At 71.6% G+C, this 16,630-nt stretch carries 17 protein-coding genes and 1 tRNA gene; 9 read left to right on the forward strand and 9 right to left on the reverse strand.

Annotated elements, in window-relative coordinates:
• Positions 1-18: 18 nt before the first annotated feature.
• The 3 genes from OG490_RS04595 (at position 19) to OG490_RS04605 (ending at position 2,763) form a co-directional block, all read left to right on the forward strand.
• Entirely contained in the window at positions 19-876 is an 858-nt protein-coding gene (locus tag OG490_RS04595; protein ID WP_330300774.1) for an STM4011 family radical SAM protein, read from the forward strand.
• 291 nt (positions 877-1,167) lie between these two features.
• Complete coding sequence (locus OG490_RS04600; protein WP_330294991.1) at positions 1,168-2,607, forward strand: APC family permease; 1,440 nt, start codon at positions 1,168-1,170, stop codon at positions 2,605-2,607.
• A gap of 38 nt (positions 2,608-2,645) precedes the next feature.
• A tRNA-OTHER gene (locus OG490_RS04605) sits at positions 2,646-2,763 on the forward strand.
• A gap of 25 nt (positions 2,764-2,788) precedes the next feature.
• Here the strand turns inward: OG490_RS04605 and OG490_RS04610 are convergent.
• A complete protein-coding gene (locus tag OG490_RS04610; RefSeq protein WP_330294992.1) occupies positions 2,789-3,826 on the reverse strand; it encodes a zinc-dependent alcohol dehydrogenase family protein in 1,038 nt (345 codons plus the stop codon).
• Between the two features lie 123 nt (positions 3,827-3,949).
• On the opposite strand from OG490_RS04610, the gene OG490_RS04615 reads away from it, so the two are divergent.
• Positions 3,950-4,816 carry a helix-turn-helix domain-containing protein gene (locus OG490_RS04615; RefSeq protein ID WP_443065754.1) on the forward strand — a complete coding sequence of 289 codons (867 nt, stop codon included), beginning with the start codon at positions 3,950-3,952 and terminating at the stop codon, positions 4,814-4,816.
• A gap of 236 nt (positions 4,817-5,052) precedes the next feature.
• Positions 5,053-5,589: a rhodanese-like domain-containing protein gene (locus OG490_RS04620; RefSeq protein ID WP_330294993.1), complete on the forward strand. Its 537-nt coding sequence runs from the start codon at positions 5,053-5,055 to the stop codon at positions 5,587-5,589.
• Positions 5,590-5,727: 138 nt separating this feature from the next.
• Here the strand turns inward: OG490_RS04620 and OG490_RS04625 are convergent, their stop codons facing one another.
• The 3 genes from OG490_RS04625 to OG490_RS04635 form a co-directional block, all read right to left on the reverse strand.
• The gene (locus tag OG490_RS04625; RefSeq protein WP_330294994.1) at positions 5,728-7,539 is read right to left on the reverse strand and encodes a glycoside hydrolase family 15 protein; all 1,812 of its coding nucleotides are present in this window, start codon (positions 7,537-7,539) and stop codon (positions 5,728-5,730) included.
• Between the two features lie 55 nt (positions 7,540-7,594).
• Positions 7,595-8,395 carry a phytanoyl-CoA dioxygenase family protein gene (locus OG490_RS04630; RefSeq protein WP_330294995.1) on the reverse strand — a complete coding sequence of 267 codons (801 nt, stop codon included), beginning with the start codon at positions 8,393-8,395 and terminating at the stop codon, positions 7,595-7,597.
• Between the two features lie 102 nt (positions 8,396-8,497).
• Positions 8,498-9,055, reverse strand: coding sequence for a DoxX family protein (locus OG490_RS04635; protein WP_330294996.1), 558 nt, complete (start codon positions 9,053-9,055; stop codon positions 8,498-8,500).
• 130 nt (positions 9,056-9,185) lie between these two features.
• Between OG490_RS04635 and OG490_RS04640 the strand changes: the two genes are divergently transcribed.
• Positions 9,186-9,650 (forward strand): MarR family winged helix-turn-helix transcriptional regulator, encoded by a 465-nt coding sequence (locus OG490_RS04640; RefSeq protein ID WP_330294997.1) that lies wholly within the window; start codon positions 9,186-9,188, stop codon positions 9,648-9,650.
• Positions 9,650-9,946 carry a YkvA family protein gene (locus OG490_RS04645; RefSeq protein ID WP_330294998.1) on the forward strand — a complete coding sequence of 99 codons (297 nt, stop codon included), beginning with the start codon at positions 9,650-9,652 and terminating at the stop codon, positions 9,944-9,946. Before OG490_RS04640 ends, OG490_RS04645 begins: the two co-directional genes overlap by 1 nt.
• A gap of 9 nt (positions 9,947-9,955) precedes the next feature.
• Here the strand turns inward: OG490_RS04645 and OG490_RS04650 are convergent, their stop codons facing one another.
• From OG490_RS04650 to OG490_RS04670, 5 genes are all read right to left on the reverse strand, one after another.
• A complete protein-coding gene (locus OG490_RS04650) occupies positions 9,956-10,519 on the reverse strand; it encodes a DUF6304 family protein (RefSeq protein WP_330300776.1) in 564 nt (187 codons plus the stop codon).
• 6 nt (positions 10,520-10,525) lie between these two features.
• Positions 10,526-10,654, reverse strand: coding sequence for a hypothetical protein (locus tag OG490_RS04655; RefSeq protein WP_330294999.1), 129 nt, complete (start codon positions 10,652-10,654; stop codon positions 10,526-10,528).
• 4 nt (positions 10,655-10,658) lie between these two features.
• Positions 10,659-11,285 (reverse strand): alpha-ketoglutarate-dependent dioxygenase AlkB, encoded by a 627-nt coding sequence (locus tag OG490_RS04660; RefSeq protein WP_330295000.1) that lies wholly within the window; start codon positions 11,283-11,285, stop codon positions 10,659-10,661.
• 57 nt (positions 11,286-11,342) lie between these two features.
• The gene (locus OG490_RS04665; RefSeq protein ID WP_443065930.1) at positions 11,343-14,348 is read right to left on the reverse strand and encodes a carbohydrate binding domain-containing protein; all 3,006 of its coding nucleotides are present in this window, start codon (positions 14,346-14,348) and stop codon (positions 11,343-11,345) included.
• A 321-nt stretch (positions 14,349-14,669) separates the two neighbouring features.
• Positions 14,670-15,062, reverse strand: a complete 393-nt coding sequence (locus OG490_RS04670; protein WP_330295002.1) for an RNA-binding S4 domain-containing protein — start codon at positions 15,060-15,062, stop codon at positions 14,670-14,672.
• Between the two features lie 134 nt (positions 15,063-15,196).
• Between OG490_RS04670 and OG490_RS04675 the strand changes: the two genes are divergently transcribed.
• Positions 15,197-15,592: a TOBE domain-containing protein gene (locus OG490_RS04675; protein WP_330295003.1), complete on the forward strand. Its 396-nt coding sequence runs from the start codon at positions 15,197-15,199 to the stop codon at positions 15,590-15,592.
• A 168-nt stretch (positions 15,593-15,760) separates the two neighbouring features.
• Complete coding sequence (gene modA / locus OG490_RS04680; protein WP_330295004.1) at positions 15,761-16,585, forward strand: molybdate ABC transporter substrate-binding protein; 825 nt, start codon at positions 15,761-15,763, stop codon at positions 16,583-16,585.
• Positions 16,586-16,630 lie beyond the last annotated feature (45 nt).

The raw sequence follows: 16,630 nt of genomic DNA on the forward strand, positions 1-16,630 counted from the left end.
GCCGTGGAGGCGCCCGGCATGGACCTGACGGTCCTCTACCGGGGTCCGCTCGCCTCCTGCGACTACGACTGCCCCTACTGCCCCTTCGCCAAGCGGCGCGACAGCCGGGACACGCTGACGGCCGACCGTGCGGCGCTGGAGCGGTTCACCGCCTGGGCGGCGGGAAACACCGCCGACCGGCTGTCCGTCCTGTTCACCCCGTGGGGCGAGGGCCTGGTCCGCTCCTGGTACCGGCGCGCGCTGGTGGAGCTGTCGCACCTGCCGCACGTCCGCCGCGTCGCGATCCAGACCAACCTGAGCGGGCGCACCGCCTGGACCGCCGGGGCCGACCTGGACACGCTCGCGCTGTGGTGCACGTACCACCCGGGGCAGACCCCGTACGAGCGCTTCCTCGGCAAGTGCCGGGACCTGGCGGCCGCCGGGGTGCGCTTCAGCGTGGGGGTGGTCGGGCTGCCGGAGCACCTGGCGGAGGCCCGGCGGCTGCGGGCCGCCCTGCCGCCCGAGGTGTACCTGTGGATCAACGCCGCCGAGGGCCACGCGTACACCGACCCGGAGGCGGCCGACTGGACGGCTCTGGACCCGCTCTTCCCGTTCAGCCGCCACCCCCACCGCTCGGCGGGCCTCCCGTGCCGTACGGGCGCCTCGGTGATCTCGGTGGACGGCGCGGGCACGGTCCGCCGCTGCCACTTCGTGAAGGCGGAGCTCGGCAACCTCTACGACGGCTCGTACCGCGCCGCTCTGCGCCCCCGGCCCTGCCCGCTGGCCGTCTGCGACTGCCACATCGGCTACGTCCACCTGGAGACGCTCCCCCTCTACGACACCTTCGCGGGCGGCGTGCTCGAACGCATCCCGGCCGGGCTCCCGCTCCGCCCGTGACACGGACACGGGAACGCGGCGGGTGGGCAAAGCGGAAGAAAATTTACCCGCGGTCACGTGCGGTTATCGCACATGGTGTTCGTGCAGCGTTTACACGGCCTTAACGCCGTAAATGGCAGCCACCCCGGTCCCAGACGATGGAATCCGCAGGTGAACAGCTCTTGACCTGCGGATCTCGCGGAGCTTCCATACGGGACCGGGAGCCACCGAAACACCCTTGCTCACCACCGCCTCGGAGGCGATACCGCTCCCGCGCTCACTCACCGCATCTGCCGATCGGAACACCGCACGATGTCTGACACGATCAGCGCCCCTCAGGCCCTCGCCCCCGCCACCGGGCCCGTCCCGCAGAAGCTCAAGCGTTCCATCGGCGTCGTCGGTGGCACATTGCTCACGCTGTCGTGCGTGACGCCCGCGTCGACCCTCTTCGTCGTCGTGCCCGACCTGTTCGCCAGCCTCGGCACGTGGACCGCGCTCACCATCGCCATCGGCTCGCTGCTCTGCATCGGCGTCGCGTTCTGCTACTCGGAGCTCGGCACGCTCATCCCCAGCGCCGGCGGCGAGTACGCGATGGTCTCCACCATGTCGGGCCGGCTCGCCGGCTGGCTGGTGTTCGTCCTGTCCCTCCTGGTCGTGATGATCGTGCCGCCCGTGATAGCCATGGGCACCGCCGACTACCTCTCCCCGCTGATCGACATCCCGGCCCCGGCCGCCGGCGCCGGCGTGATGCTGCTCGCCACCCTCGCCGGTCTCCTCGACCTGCGGGCCAACGCCTGGATCACCGGCATCTTCCTGGTCCTGGAGGTCGTGGCCGCCGCACTCGTCGCCGTACTGGGCTTCGCCCACAGCGAGCGTGGCGTCGACGCCCTCGTGCACGGCTCGGCCGCGGTGGAGGGCGGCGGCATCTCCGCCGTCACCCCGCTGATGGTCGTCTCCGGACTCGCGGTCGCCCTGTTCATCACCCAGGGCTTCTCGACGGCCGTCTACCTCTCCGAGGAGCTGGAGAACCCGCGCCGCAACGTCCCGCGGACCGTGCTCGCCACCCTCGCCATCTCCTCCGCCGTCATCCTGGTCCCGGTCATCGCCATCACCATGGGCGCCCCCGACCTCCAGGCGCTGGCCTCCGGCGACATCGGCTCGATGGTGACCGCCTGGTCCAACTCGGCCGTCGGCACCTTCGTCAGCCTCTGCGTGGCCCTCGCCATCGTCAACGCCGGCATCGTCATGGTCATCCAGAACTCCCGCGTGCTGTTCGCCTCCGCCCGCGACAAGGCCTGGCCCGCCCCCGTCAACGCCGCGCTCTCGCGCCTCGGCCGCTTCGGTTCCCCGTGGGTGGCCACCCTGCTCGTCGGCGTCCCGGGTGCGCTGATGTGCTTCGTCAACCTCGACACCCTCTACGGGGTCACCGGCGTCTCGGTGACCGGCATGTACCTGCTCGTCGCGGTGGCCGCGCTGTTCAGCCGTCGCGGGGCGCACCGCGAACGCTCCGCCTGGCGGATGCCGCTGTGGCCGGCCGTGCCGATCGTGCTGATCCTGGTGTTCGCGTACATCCTGACCCAGCAGGAGACCCAGTACCTGCTGTGGACCGGCGGTATCACCGCCTTCGCGACGCTCTACTGGGCGCTGTACCTGCGGCCGCGCAAGGACACCCGCTGGCTGGTCAGCATCCCCGAGGACGACGAGGCCCCGGCCGAGAAGAACCCTGCTGCGGTCGCCGCTCCGGCTCTGTAAGGTCCACGACAACGGGACCGCGCGGTCCCACAGGGTGCGGGGCCGTGGCAGAGCGGTCCAATGCGATCGGCGGTGCGGGGGTCCCCGCACCGCCGACTAGCGGCCGGGCGGCGGACCCGCCCACCGGCCCCGCGGGTTCGAATCCCGTCGGCTCCGCACCCGGCCCGCCCCCTCCCGGGGGTCACTCCCCGATCCGGATCACCACCTTGCCGAACGGCGCGTCCTTCGCGTAGCCCCGGTAGGCCTCCCGCGCCTCCTCGAAGGGGTGCACCCGGTCGATCAGCGGGCGCAGCCCGTGCGCCGAGATCGCCGCGTTCATCGACTCGAACTGCGTGCGGCTGCCGACGAAGACCCGGCGGATCGTCGCCAGGCTCGACGCGTACGCGGCGTGCGAGATCTCGATCCCGGACCGCGTGGCACTGGCGGTGACCAGCAGGGCGATCTGCCCGTAGAGCGAACTGGCCCGGACCGACTGCTCGATGGTGTCGGGCCCGCCCGTCTCGACCACCAGGTCGGCGCCGGCGCCCCCGGTCAGCTCCCGCACTTCGGCTCCCCACTGAGGGGTGCGTGCGTAGTTCACGACCGCGTCGGCCCCCAGTGCCTTGAGCCGGTCCGCCTTCTCCTCGCCGGAAGTCGTCGAGACGACCCGGCAGCCCAGCAGCTTGGCGAACTGCACCGCGAAGAGCGCGACCGGGCCGGTGCCCAGGGTCAGTACGCTCTGCCCGGGCAGCGGCGCTCCGCCCTCCCCGCCGGTCAGCGCGTTCCAGGCGGTGACCGCCGCGCACGGCAGGGTCGCCGCCTCCTCCCACGTCAGGTGGTCCGGGACGCGCACCGCCCACTCCTCGTCGAGTACGGCGTACTCCGCGAGCATCCCGTCGAAGGTGCAGCCGGGCTGGCCGACGAGCCCGGGGTTGATCCGGCCGTCCCGCCAGTGCGGGAAGTAGGCGCAGGAGACCCGGTCCCCGACCGCGAACCGGGTCACCGCCTCCCCCACGGCCACCACCTCGCCCGCGCCGTCGCTCAGCGGGACCACCCCGGGCACGGCGGACAGCGGGTAGCGCTCGTTCAGGATCAGCAGGTCGCGCTTGTTGAGGGAGGCGGCCCGCAGGCGCACCACGATCCCGGTCGGCCCGGCCGGAGCGGGGCGCCGCGCGCCGCCGTCCTCCCGCAGCACGATCCCCTCGATCGTGCCGAACTTCTCCACGTGGTACGCACGCATCTCTGCCTCCGGGCCGGTCGTCGCCTCGCATCCGATGACGCCGATGCTCCGGCGCCGGGACACGCGCGGCAATTCCCTCCGGGGAATGGAGAGCTCCGCCGGAGCGGCGGCTAGAAAGGGCCCATGGCCACCACCACCGCTCCCTCCTCCCCCGCTTCCGCCTCCTCCGGCTCCGCGCCCGCCTCCGCGCCGTCCCCGTTCGCCCGCGAGATGCGCCGGCGCCGGTCGCTGCGGCGGATGAGCCAGCTGGAGCTGGCCACCCTGGCCGGGACCACGCAGCGCCACCTCAGCTTCATCGAGAACGGCCGCTCGGTGCCGGGGCGGGAGATGGTGGTGCGGCTGGCCGAGTCACTGGGGCTGACCCTGCGGGAGCGCAACTCCCTCCTGCTCAGCGCCGGTTACGCCCCCGTGTACGCCGAGTCGGCGCGGGACGCGGAGAGCATCGGGCCCGCCATGGACGCGCTGCGGTCCATCCTGACCGGGCACCTGCCGTATCCGGCGGTGGTGGCCGGGCCGCGCGGGGAACTCCTCCTGGCGAACGCCGCGTTCGACGTCCTCACCGAAGGTTCCGCCGCCCACCTGCTGGCGCCGCCCGTGAACGTGCTGAGGCTCGCCCTGCATCCGCAGGGCATGGGCCCGCGCGTGGTGAACCTGGCGGCGTGGGGGCGGCACGTCACGGAGAGCCTACGGGCCCGCGCGACGGCCCATCCCGATCCCGAACTCGACGCACTGATCGCCGAGTTGACCGGATACCTGCCCGCCGCCACCCCGACACCGTCCGAGCACCTGGGCTTCGCCGTGCCCCTGCGGCTGCGCTCCGCCGACGGGGAGCTGCGCCTGCTGACCACGTTGACCTCGTTCGCCACGGCCGTGGACGTGACCCTGGCCGAGCTGCACCTGGAGGCGTTCCTGCCGGCCGACGCGGCCACCGGCGAGCTGCTGCGCCGCCGCGAGGCGGCCCGGACGGGCGACGGCCCGCGGCCCCGTTGAGCCCGGCCGCGTCTCGGATGGCGGAACGGGTGTCTTGCGCACGCACCCCGTTCGTCTATGCTCCGCGCCATGGCCGTCATCCAGCGCCTCCTGTCGCGCTCCTGTTGTCACAGCTGACGTCTGCCTGCTCCCGCCCCGCACCCGAGCCCGTACCGCCTCGGGGTGCGCCCGCGACCCCCTCACCCCGTGCGCGCGCACCCGCTCCGGCGACCCCCGCCCCACGAAGGAGCCCCCTCATGAGCAGCAACCCCGCCCTCCTCGACGTCGGCCAGGCCCACACCCGCCACACCGAGTTCGCGATCGTCGACGTCCGCACCCCGGGCGAGTACGCCTCCGGCCACCTGCCCGGCGCGCTGAACATCCCGCTCGACCGGATCGCCCGCTCCCTGCCCGAGCTGCGCCGGGCCGCCGAGGAGAAGGGCCTGCTCCTCGTATGCGCCTCGGGCACCCGCTCGCAGAACGCGGCCCGGACCCTCGCCGGACACGGCATCCCCGCCACCAGCCTGACCGGCGGCACCAGCTCCTGGTCGGCGCACGGGCACCCGCTCGACTACCCCGCCGGGGGTCCGCGGAACGTCTGGGCGATGGAGCGGCAGGTCCGGCTGACCGCCGGCTCGCTCGTCCTCCTCGGCCTGCTCCTGGGCCTGCTGGCGCACCCGGCGTTCACGCTGCTCAGCGCCGGCATCGCGGGCGGCCTGGTCTTCTCCGCCCTCACGGACACCTGCGGAATGGCGGTGGCCCTCGGCCGCCTCCCGTTCAACCGCAGCCGGTAGCCGACGCCGCCCTGCTGCCGCCCGGACCATCACCTGGCTACCACTCGGAATCCGGGACGATTCCGCCCGACATCCGGACTCCCACTTGACGCGACCCTTCGGACCCCGACAGGGCCCCGGGGATTGGTCGGTCCGCCGTCAGCCCGGCAGCACGCCTCCTCCGCCCAGCGTCAGCGCCGTGTTCACCATCCCGACGTGGCTGAACGCCTGGGGGAAGTTGCCGAGTTGGCGGCCGGCGACCGGGTCGTACTCCTCGGCGAGCAGCCCCACGTCGTTGCGTACGGCCAGCAGCCGCTCGAAGAGCTCCCGCGCCTCCTTCTCCCGGCCGGTCAGGTGCAGCGCGTCGGCCAGCCAGAACGAGCAGGCGAGGAAGGCCCCTTCGTCCCCGGGCAGTCCGTCCACGGAGGGTCCCTCGGTGCTGTAGCGGCGGACGAGCCCGCTGCGGCCGAGTTCCGCGCGCACCGCGTCGACCGTGCCGATCACCCGGGGGTCGTCGGGGGGCAGGAAGCCGACGCGCGGGATGAGGAGGGTGGCCGCGTCCAGCTCGCGGGAGCCGTAGTACTGGGTGAAGGTGCCCCGTTCGGCGTCGTAGCCGTTCTCGCACACGTCGCGGTGGACGGCGTCCCTCATGGTCCGCCAGCGTTTCACGTCGCCGGGCAGTGCGGGGTTGAGCTCCAGCGTGCGCACCGCCCGGTCCGCGGCCACCCACGCCATCACCTTGGAGTGGGTGAAGTGGCGGCGCGGGCCGCGTACTTCCCACAGTCCCTCGTCCGGGCGGTGCCAGTTGTCGGCCAGGAAGTCGAGGAGGGAGAGCTGGATCCGCCACGAGTGGTGCTCGGCGGGCAGTCCGTTGGATCTGGCCAGGTACAGGGAGTCGAGGACCTCCCCGTAGACGTCGAGCTGGAGCTGGTCGACGGCCGCGTTGCCGACCCGGACCGGCGCGGAGGCCGCGTACCCCTTCAGCCACGGCAGCTCGCTCTCCGGGATCCGCCGCTCGCCCGCGATCCCGTACATGATCTGCAGGTCGGCGGGGTCGCCCGCGATGGCCCGCAGCAGCCACGCCCGCCACGCCCGGGCCTCTTCGAGGAAGCCGGTGGCCAGCAGCGAGCCGAGGGCGAGGGTGGAGTCGCGGAGCCAGCAGTAGCGGTAGTCCCAGTTGCGGACGCCGCCGAGCTCCTCGGGCAGGGAGGTCGTCGCGGCGGCGGCGATCCCGCCGGTCGGGGCGTAGGTGAGGGCCTTGAGGGTGATCAGGGACCGGATCACGGCCTCCCGGTAGGGGCCCTCGTAGCGGCACTGGGAGGACCACTCCCGCCAGTCGGCGACGCTCTGCTCCAGCGCGCCGTACGGGTCCAGGGGCTCGGGCCGCTCCTCGTGCGAGGGGTGCCAGGTCAGGACGAAGGCGACGCGTTCGCCGGCGGCCACGGTGAACTCGGAGCGGGTGCTCAGGTCCTCGCCCCAGGTCGGCACGGGCGGTTCGCTGCGCAGCCATACGGAGTCGGGTCCGGCGACGGCGACCCTGTCACCTTCGCGGGCGCCGTCGCACCGGCGGACCCAGGGGACGACGCGCCCGTAGTCGAAGCGCAGGCGCAGGGTGCTGCCCACGGCGGACACTCCGCTGAGCCCTTCGACGATCCGCATGACGTCGGGGGCGGTGTCGCGCTGCGGCATGAAGTCGATGACCTTGAACGAGGCTCCGTCCTCGGTCTCCCAGAAGGATTCCAGGACGAGCGTGCCGTCGATGTAGCCGCGGCGGGTGCAGCGGGCGGAGTCGGGCGCCGCGGCCGGGGCGATGCGCCATTGGCCGTTCTCCTCGTCGCCGAGGAGCGCGGCGAAGCAGGCGGCCGAGTCGAAGCGCGGCAGGCACAGCCAGTCGATGGACCCGTCGCGGCCGACCAGTCCACTGGTCATCAGGTCGCCGATGAGTGCGTAGTCTTCGATGGGTTGTGTCATTTATGCCCCCTTCCCCCGAATGCCCCGGTTGAATCGAGCCGTACGGGTCAGGGGCTCAGGTGCGCGCCGACTGTTCGAGGCCCAGCCGCACCGCACGCTCCACGGGCGAGTACGCGCCGTCGTGGCGGTCCAGGTCGAGCGGGCCCACCGGCACCAGCGGCGGCTGCGCCATGAACCGCGGGACGGTGCCGCGGTGGGCCTGGGCGGCGTGGATCAGGAACGGATGGCAGAGGTAGACGTCACCGGCCCGGCCGGTGGCCAGCGCCAGCGGCCGGTCGGGGGCATCGAGCCGACCCGCCTCGTCCATCTCCGCACAGAGGGCGAAGAGGTCCGTGCCCGCGTCACCGGCGGGCCGCAGGAAGGACGGGACGTCCAGGTGGGAGCCGACCTTGATCCTGGTCGGCGCGGTGGCGGCGTCGACGTCGGAGAAGAGGAAGAGCATCAGCAGGGCCCGGCCGCGGGACGTGACGTCGACCCGGTATCCCGCCTCGCCCTCGGCGGTGAAGCCGCCGTCCATGTGCCAGCCGTCGTCGCCCGGTGCGGCCGGGTGCGGGAAGCGGACGGGGAAGGTTCCGAGACCGACGCGCGGTGTCCAGCGGCCGGGGCCGACGAGCTGGTCGAAGGCTCCGTGCAGGCGTTCGGTGGTGGCGGCGCGCCGGAAGGGTTCGTCCGCGTAGCCGCCGAGCCTGACGACGGGCTCGGTCCAGGTTTCCGGATCGTCCGGATCGAGCCCGGTCTCGCGCCACAGGAACGTCCGGCACTCGTCCGCCAGTGAACGCGGAAACGCCTCGGGCAGCCGCACGAAGCCGTCCGTGACGAACCGTTCGACCTGTTCCGCCGTCAGTACGTTGCCCATGCGGCCGATTCTGGGTACTCCCGACCGGGCTCGGCAACCGGATTCCTTGCCGGCACCGGCGAGGCCGGTCCGCCGCCGAGCCCGCCGAGCCCACTGAGCCGACTAGTTCCGTACGAGGAGCATCGCGCCCGCGATCACGACGCCGAGGCCGACGGCGAGTGCGCCGTGGGCGAGGCGGTGGCCGCGCAGGACGGGCAGGAAGCGGTCGGCGGCGTAGCGGCCGGGGCCGGTGAGCGCGAGGGCGGCGGCGCCGGTGGCGAGCAGGATCTCGTACTCGACGCCCTGCGGGGCGAAGAAGGAGCCGGCGCCGTGGACGGCGATGGCGTTGATCATGGTGCCGACGACGGCGGCGCCCGCGAGCGGGGTGAGCAGCCCGGCGGCGAGGCCGAGGCCGCCGAGGGTCTCGGTCAGTCCGGCGATCGCGGCCATGGCGTCACCCGCCGGATATCCGCTGGCGGTGAAGAACTTCCCGGTGCCGCTGATGCCCCCGCCCCCGAACCAGCCGAAGAGCTTCTGGGTGCCGTGGGCGGCCATGGTCAGGCCGAGGACCAGGCGCAGGAGGAGCAGGCCGACGTCGTGGCCGGGGGTGGAGAGGGCGACGGGGGCGGCGGGCGCGGCGGAAGCGGCGGACGGCGGCGCGGCGACGGAGGTGCTGGTCATGGGGACGGGGGCCTTCCGGTCGGACGGACAGCAGGAAGCGGCTGTTGTTCAAATTCAAACAACCTTCACCGCACCCTAACCACGGATCGCACGCTGATTCAAATTGGAACGATCCGTGTAGGCTGATCCCATGGCTGAGACGAGATGGCTGGACGACCGCGAGATGCGCGCCTGGGAAGGCTTCCTGGCGGCTTCCGCACTGGTCAACCGCCGCCTCGACCAGCAGCTCAAGGACGATTCGGGACTCTCCCACCCGCAGTACGAGATCCTCGTGAGGCTCGCCAGGGCCCCCGAGGGCGAACTGCGCATGACGGAGCTCGCCAACGGGCTGATCAACTCCAAGAGCGGCCTGACCTACCAGGTCACCCAGATGGAGAAGACCGGCCTGGTCCGCCGCCGCACCTGCCCCTCCGACGTCCGCGGGGTCTACGCCGTCCTCACCGAGACCGGCCGCGCCCGACTGGCGGAGGCCGCGCCCGGGCACGTGGCCAAGGTCCGCGAGGTACTGGTGGACGTGCTCACCCCAGAGCAGCTCGACGTGCTCGCGGACGGACTCGGCGAGGTCAGCCGGCGGCTGCGCGAGCAGAGCGCCTGATGGACGCGACGACGGCCTGGCTCGTCGTGGCGGCAGTGCTCGCGGCCGGCCTGGCCGTCACCGCGGCGGTCCTGCTCGTACGGGTCTTCGCGGCCCGCAAACTCCTGCGCGACGCGGGGATCCCACTGCGCGACAAGGCCCTGTTCTGGGCGGCCGTGATCTACACGATCTCCCCGGTGGACCTGATCCCGGACCCGGTCTACCTGGACGACATCGGCATCCTCCTCCTGGCCCTGCGCTCCCTCCACGCAGCAGCCTCCGCAACCCGCCCGGCGAAGGAACTCGACGCGGCTTAGACCCTGCCCTCAGCCCCGGTATCCGGTGTTTGAGGCGCGGCGCCCGTACTGGTCGCAGAGGAATGTCTCCTGCACCCAGCCGGAGCTCTCGGGCAAGAGCCTGAAGAGGTCCCACTTGGTCCGCACGGCGCGGTACGCGTCCTTGCTGCCACGGAAGCAGGCCATGGTGCCGAAGAGACCGGCCCCTGCCGGACTGTAGTCGGAGAATGCACAGGTGATGCAGGCTCGAAGCGACACGCCTTCGGCCAGCTGCCCTTGCAGGTCCAACAGCGCGTCCTCCATCCACCCGTGGCTCTTGGCCGTCCCGACGGTCCCGGTCGGCAGCGCCAACTCCAGCTCCAGTTCGATCGAGTCCACGCCCCGGCGCGGGTCCGGGTCGCCCAGGAGCAGCCGGACCCGCAGGTCGGCGACCCCCGTCTCGATCCCCGCGACCGTCAGCGGCATCCGCCACTCCACGGTGCACGAGGCCAGCTCGCCGTCCGCGAGGTCCGGCGGCTGCTCGCATCCCTCCATGACGGGTTCCGCCAGTTCCAGACCATCCGGCATGGCCCCCTCGAACCGATTGCCCCTCAGCGCGAGCTAGAGGTTCTGCCCGTCGTTGACCAGCGTGGTCTCGAACCGGCCCCACCGGTCGTGGACCACGGTCGGATACTCCTGCGGAGGGTCGTACGTGAAGTCGGCGGCCATCGCGCCAGTATCAGCGGCCATCCGCTCATCGCACCCCGCGCGTGCGGAACTGGACGCTGATCCGGGGGCCCACCGCGCGGGCCGTTTTGGGGATGGCGTGTTCCATGGTGCGCTGGCAGGAGCCACCCATGACGACCAGGTCGCCGTGGCCCAGTGGGAGGCGCAGGAGGGTGGGGCCGCCTTCTCGTGGACGCAGGGTCAGGTCGCGGGGGTCGCCGACGGAGAGGATCGCGACCATGGTGTCCTCGGTCGCCGAGCGGCCGGTGCGGTCGCCGTGCCAGGCGACGCTGTCGCGGCCGTCGCGGTAGAGGCAGAGTCCCGCGGTGGCGAAGGGCTCGCCCAGCTCGGGGGCGTAGTGGCGGCTCAGCGCGTCGCGCGCCTCGGTGAGGGCGGGGTGCGGGAGCCGCTCGCCCTCCCCGTAGAAGGCGAGCAGCCGTGGCACGTCCACCGTGCGCTCGTACATCTGGCGCCGCTCGGCATGCCAGGGCACATCGGCCGCGAGCCGTTCGAACAGGGCGTCGGCCCCTGTCAGCCAGCCCGGCAGGTGGTCCACCCAGGCGCCCGCGCCCAGCTCCGCACGGAGCGGAGCCAGGCGGGGGGCGAACCGGATCTCGTCGCCCTGGTCGAAGAGCGAGCCCTGGAGTGCGTGCATGGGTCCAGCCTAACGCCTCATTCGAACGTTTGGTCGAATAAGGCGCCGGGGGTGGGGCTACTTCAGGTACGGGCCCGCGGTGCCCACCTGGCCCGGGGCGGCGTTGCGGCCGCCCAGGTCCAGCACGTAGACCCGTAGGTTGCCCTTGCCGGGAGCGGCCACGGACAGCCTGCCGTCGGTGACGGTCCGCACGTCGCCGGTGACCGCGTCCTTGTAGGTGCCGTTGGGGATGCCGGTGTACGTGGCCTCGCCGGTGACGGCGACCAGGGCGAAGCTGTCCACGCCGGTGGCGGTGTCGGTGTAGCGGCGTTTGAAGGCCATCCCGCCCGATATGCCCTCGGTGGAGTACTGGCCCATCTGGAGTGCCGGGACGGCCCGGCGGATCTCGTTCAGCCGCTGGAGGTGTTTGACGAGCGGCGATTCGAGGGTGACGGCGACGGCTCCGGTGGCGGTGGCGACCTTGGAGAAGCCGGAGGCGGTGACCGATCCCGCGAGCTTGTCCCCGTAGTAGGCCCGGCCGGTGGTGGCGAGCGGGCAGGTCGGGCCGCAGTCGATCTGCTTTCCGGCCTGGAACTCGATCTCCGAGCCGTAGTACAGGGTCGGGATGCCGCGGAAGGTCCACATCAGGGCCATGTTCTCGGCCCAGGCGTCGGTGCCGCCGGCGTAGCGGGTGGAGGACTTGCCGGGGCCGAAGTCGTGGCTGTCGACGTAGACGACGTTGTAGGTGGCGTCGTTGTAACTGTCGTCGGAGTCCTTGCCGTTCTGGAAGGCGTTGTTCGCGTCCCCGAAGTTCATGTGCATGCGCATGTCGATGACGTTCATGCCGGAGAACATGCTGCGGTCGGGGGCGTGGTAGAGGTTCCCGCTGAGGAAGGCGTTGGTGCTGGTCGGCTGCTTCGCCGGGTCGTTGTCGCCCGTGTACTGCTGGACGGCGGCGGTCGCGTCGTCCGCGCTGTACGTCGTGGACTCCTTCCACGTGTAGTACTGGGCGGACTGGTTGGCCGATCCGCGGTTCCACTTGTCGTTGACGAAGGAGCCGACCTCGCCGAACACGTAGAAGTCGTTCGCCTTCTGGGCGCCGAACTGCTGGGCCACGCGGGCCTGGATGGCGGGCAGGAAGTGCCGGTTCCAGGTGACGCGGGGGATGTGTACGGCCGTATCGATGCGGAAGCCGTCGACCCCCATGTCGATGTACTTGTCGTAGGCCCCGATCAGGTAGTTCTGGACGGTGGGGTTCTCGGTGTTGAAGTCGGCGAGGTCCTCGTGGATCCAGCAGGAACGGGCGTCCTCACCCTCCCAGTTGCCGATCCAGCACTGGTGGTAGAGGGCCTTGGGGAACATGCCGGAAGTGGGGCTGGGCCACTGGCAGTTGTAGACGGTGTAGCCCTCGGCGCTCTTGTTCCCGGTGGGCACGCCCCAGTTGAGGCAGGTGTTGCCGGCCGGTTCGGCGGTCGACCAGAGGTCGCCGTTGTAGTACGACTTGCCGCTCTTGGGGTCGACGGTGAGGCCGTCGTACTCGAAGCCGGACTGCTTCTCGTCGTAGTACCAGGACCACTGCGCGTCGCGGACCCCGTAGACGGTGGGGGTGAACAGGCCCTTGGCTCCCCAGCGGGAGCTGTGGTTGTAGACCACGTCCTGGTAGATCTTGATGCCCTTGGCGTGGGCCGCGTTGATCAGGTCCTGGTAGGAGGCGCCGGCCGACTCCAGGCGGGGGTCGACCTTGTAGAAGTCGTAGCCGTGATAGCCGTGGTAGTCGTAGTCGGAGCGGTTCAGGACGACCGGGGTGATCCAGATCGCGGAGAACCCGAGAGCCTTGACGTAGTCCAGCTTCTCGACGAGACCCTTGAAGTCCCCCCGGAACATGGGGTCGTTGTTGGCCGCGTTGCCCGATTTCACGTTCTGGCTGCCGCCGCGGTTGTTGGAGCTGTCGCCGTCGTTGAAGCGGGCGGTGAGCACGAAGTAGATCGGGTCCTTGCGCGGGTCGCCGCCCAGCGGGACGGAACCGGCCGGGGCCGGGGGCCGGGTGCCGGTGGTTACGGCGGCCGGGGCGGAGGCGGCGGAGAGGTTCCCGGCGGCGTCCACCGCCTTGACCGTGTAGGTGTAGGCGGTCCGCTCCTCCAGCCCCGATTCGGTCAGGACGGTGGAGGCGACGCTGGTGACGACGGCGCCCCCGGTGCCCCCGGTGCGCGTGACCTGGTAGCCGGTCACGCCCCGGTCGTCCGTGGCCGCGTCCCAGGTGACCACGGTGGACACGTCGGTGGCGGTGGCCTGGACGCGGGCGGGGGCGGTGGGCGCGGTGGTGTCGGGGACGGCGGCGGCGCACGGGTCGGTGGCGTTCGCGGTGACCTTGGCCTCCTTCACCGTGGAGAGGCCCGGGCCGAGGGCGTAGTTCTTGCCGCTGTTGTTGTCCCAGATCCCGTTGCCGTTGTTGAAGGTCGCCGCGAGTCCGGAGGCGGAGCCGAGGGCCACCGTCTTCTTGACCCAGCCCGCGCAGGCCGGGTCCATGCCGACGCCGGGGACGGTGGTCCAGGAGCCGCCGGTCGGGGCCCAGTGCAGGTTCACGGTCGGCCAGCCGACGGCGGTGGTCGAGTAGTAGACGGTGGCGGACGCTCCCGTGCCCGTGCCGGTGCCGGGGTCCGTGGCGCAGGGATCGCTGTGGGCCACGACCCCGTCCTTGACGGTGATCACGCCGGTTCCCAGGGCGTAGTTCTTGCCCCCGTTGTTGTCCCAGGTGCCCTGGCCGTTGTTGAAGGTCGCCTGGAGACCGGCGGCCGCACCGAGACTGACGGTCTTCTTCACCCAGTCGGTACAGGCGGCCTCCATCCCGGCGCCGGGGACGGTCGTCCAGGAGCCACCGTCGGGGGCCCAATGCAGGTTGTACGCAGTCCAGTTGCGGGTCTTGGTGTAGTAGAAGACCGTCGCCGTGCTGTCGGAAGCCGCGGCGGCAGTCCCAGCGGCAGCGGTCGCAGCAGTGGCGGTCGTCGTCGCGGAGGCGGCGGCCGCGGCATGCGGGGCCGCCGGCAGGGCGGTCGCCAGGCATCCTCCGGCGACGGCCAGGGCCAGGGCCGTCGAGCGCCCTCGGAGGCGGCGTGGGCGGCGTGATCGCGTAGGTGATCTCAAGGTCTGCTCCTCGAAGCGGGGCCCAACAGCCCTGCGGCTCCGCGGCATTGAAAACTTGCCGCAAGGTTTTGCGCGAGGCTACTGGCCATGTCACCAGCGCGTGAAGCCCTTGTGAACCAGAAATGTCGCGGCTCCGCCCGCCATTACCGCCCCCACCCCGCCCTTATCGGGAGAAGCTGAGCAATCCCTTGCAGAAAATTCTGAAAACGACGAAGCCCGGTCCGGCTGCATGCCGGACCGGGCTTCGGGTGACCGCTCCTGTCGCTACGGGCGACCGCCTCGCAGCGTCTCGATCTCGCGGCGTTCGCGCTTCGTCGGGCGGCCCGCGCCACGGTCGCGGATGCCGACCACGGCCGCCTCCACGGGGGTCGGCGGCGGCGGGCTGTTGTCGATCAGGCACTCCGCGGCGACCGGAGGGCCGACCCGCTTCGTCACCGGGCGCCGGACCACCACGATGCGCTCCCGCCCGGCATGGAAGAGGCGCACCTCGTCCCCGGCCCGCACGGACTGCGCCGGCTTGGCGCGCTCACCGTTGACCCTCACGTGGCCCGCCCGGCAGGCCGCGGCCGCGATCGCCCGCGTCTTCGTCAGCCGGACCGACCAGATCCACACGTCGACCCGCGCCGATCCCGTCTCCGTGGTTCCTTCTTCAGCCATGCCCCGACTTTAGCCATCCGGACCGGCGAAAGCGGAACAGCTTTTAGCGGTTACCACAAGATGGGTGGCATCTGCCATGTACATCATCCCAACGGAATTGCAAATGCCGAACGGATGCCCCTACCTTGTCGCACATGCAGTCCTACACCATCGGTCAGGCGGCACGCCTCCTGGGCGTCAGCCCGGACACCGCACGCCGCTGGGCCGACGCCGGCCGAGTCACGACCCACCGCGACGAGGGCGGCCGCCGTCTGATCGACGGCCGCGCCCTGGCCGCGTTCTCCATCGAGGTGGCCCAGGGTGCCCACACCGAGGACGGGGAGACGTACACCTCCGCGCGCAACGCCTTCCCCGGCATCGTGACCGCCGTCAAGCTCGGCGACGTCGCCGCCCAGGTCGAGATCCAGGCGGGTCCCCACCGCCTGGTCTCCCTCCTCACCCGCGAGGCCGTCGAGGAGCTCGGGCTGGAGGTCGGCATGCAGGCCACCGCCCGCGTGAAGTCCACCAGCGTGCACATCGACCGCGCCTGAACCGAAGAGGATCGCGTCCCCACCCGCTCCGCCCGTCCCCCACCCGCTCCGCCCGTCCCCCACCCGCTCCGCCCGTCCCCCACCCGCTCCGCCCGTCACCGGCGCGGGTCACCACCACGCGGACCCGGCACCAGGCCGGCCGCCGACCCGACCGAGGAGCACCAGCTCATGTCCCCGATCCTGCCGCTGAACCGCCGTACCGCCGCCTTCGCCCTGACCGCCGCCCTGCTCGTGCCGGCGCTCGCCGCCTGTGGCAGCAACGATGACAAGAAGACGGACGCCGGCGCCTCCGCGAGCACCTCCGCGTCCGCCTCGGCCGAGCCGAAGGCCGCGAACCTCACGGTGCTCGCCGCCTCCTCCCTCACCGACGTCTTCAAGACCGCGGGCGCCGCGTACGAGAAGGCGCACCCGGGCACCAAGGTCACCTTCTCCTTCGCCGGTTCGCAGGAGCTCGCCGCCCAGGTCAAGCAGGGCGCCCCGGCCGACGCGCTGGTCACCGCGGACACCAAGACCATGGAAGGCCTGCTGGCCCAGACCAACGACCCGGCGATCATCGCCAAGAACCGTCTGGTCATCGCCACCGGCAAGGGCAACCCGTTCAAGATCGGCGGCCTCAAGGACCTCGCCGACACCAAGATCAAGGTCGTGCTGGCCGCGCCCGAGGTCCCCGTGGGCCGCTACAGCAAGCAGATCCTCGACGCGCAGAAGATCGAGGTCAAGCCGGTCTCCCAGGAGCCGAACGTCCGCGCCGTGCTGAGCAAGGTCGAGCTGGGCGAGGCGGACGCCGGTCTCGTCTACAAGACCGACACCCTCAAGTCCGGTGACAAGGTCGTCGTCGTGGACATCCCGGACGCCGAGAACGCCGTGGCCTCCTACCCGGCCGCCTCGCTCAAGGGCTCCAAGAACCCCGAGGCCGCGGCCGCGTTCGTGGCGTGGCTGAGCACCCCGGAGGCCCAGAAGATCCTCCAGGACGCGGGCTTCCAGAAGGCGTAACCGCCGACTGGCTCCTGTGAGGGAGAGGGGCTGCCCGGTCCGGGG

It is taken from the genome of Streptomyces sp. NBC_00503, assembly GCF_036346895.1.
Taxonomy (GTDB): domain Bacteria; phylum Actinomycetota; class Actinomycetes; order Streptomycetales; family Streptomycetaceae; genus Streptomyces.

Bases quoted from the DNA above. Each gene is read 5' to 3' on its own strand.
- OG490_RS04660 (WP_330295000.1), bottom strand. From the start codon at position 11,285: ATGCACGCACTCCAGGGCTCGCTCTTCGACCAGGGCGACGAGATCCGG.
- OG490_RS04595 (WP_330300774.1), top strand. From the start codon at position 19: ATGGACCTGACGGTCCTCTACCGGGGTCCGCTCGCCTCCTGCGACTAC.
- OG490_RS04670 (WP_330295002.1), bottom strand. From the start codon at position 15,062: ATGGCTGAAGAAGGAACCACGGAGACGGGATCGGCGCGGGTCGACGTG.
- modA (WP_330295004.1), top strand. From the start codon at position 15,761: ATGTCCCCGATCCTGCCGCTGAACCGCCGTACCGCCGCCTTCGCCCTG.
- OG490_RS04635 (WP_330294996.1), bottom strand. From the start codon at position 9,055: ATGACCAGCACCTCCGTCGCCGCGCCGCCGTCCGCCGCTTCCGCCGCG.
- OG490_RS04655 (WP_330294999.1), bottom strand. From the start codon at position 10,654: ATGGCCGCTGATACTGGCGCGATGGCCGCCGACTTCACGTACGACCCT.
- OG490_RS04625 (WP_330294994.1), bottom strand. From the start codon at position 7,539: ATGACACAACCCATCGAAGACTACGCACTCATCGGCGACCTGATGACC.
- OG490_RS04600 (WP_330294991.1), top strand. From the start codon at position 1,168: ATGTCTGACACGATCAGCGCCCCTCAGGCCCTCGCCCCCGCCACCGGG.
- OG490_RS04640 (WP_330294997.1), top strand. From the start codon at position 9,186: ATGGCTGAGACGAGATGGCTGGACGACCGCGAGATGCGCGCCTGGGAA.
- OG490_RS04615 (WP_443065754.1), top strand. From the start codon at position 3,950: ATGGCCACCACCACCGCTCCCTCCTCCCCCGCTTCCGCCTCCTCCGGC.
- OG490_RS04610 (WP_330294992.1), bottom strand. From the start codon at position 3,826: ATGCGTGCGTACCACGTGGAGAAGTTCGGCACGATCGAGGGGATCGTG.
- OG490_RS04645 (WP_330294998.1), top strand. From the start codon at position 9,650: ATGGACGCGACGACGGCCTGGCTCGTCGTGGCGGCAGTGCTCGCGGCC.
- OG490_RS04675 (WP_330295003.1), top strand. From the start codon at position 15,197: ATGCAGTCCTACACCATCGGTCAGGCGGCACGCCTCCTGGGCGTCAGC.
- OG490_RS04620 (WP_330294993.1), top strand. From the start codon at position 5,053: ATGAGCAGCAACCCCGCCCTCCTCGACGTCGGCCAGGCCCACACCCGC.
- OG490_RS04630 (WP_330294995.1), bottom strand. From the start codon at position 8,395: ATGGGCAACGTACTGACGGCGGAACAGGTCGAACGGTTCGTCACGGAC.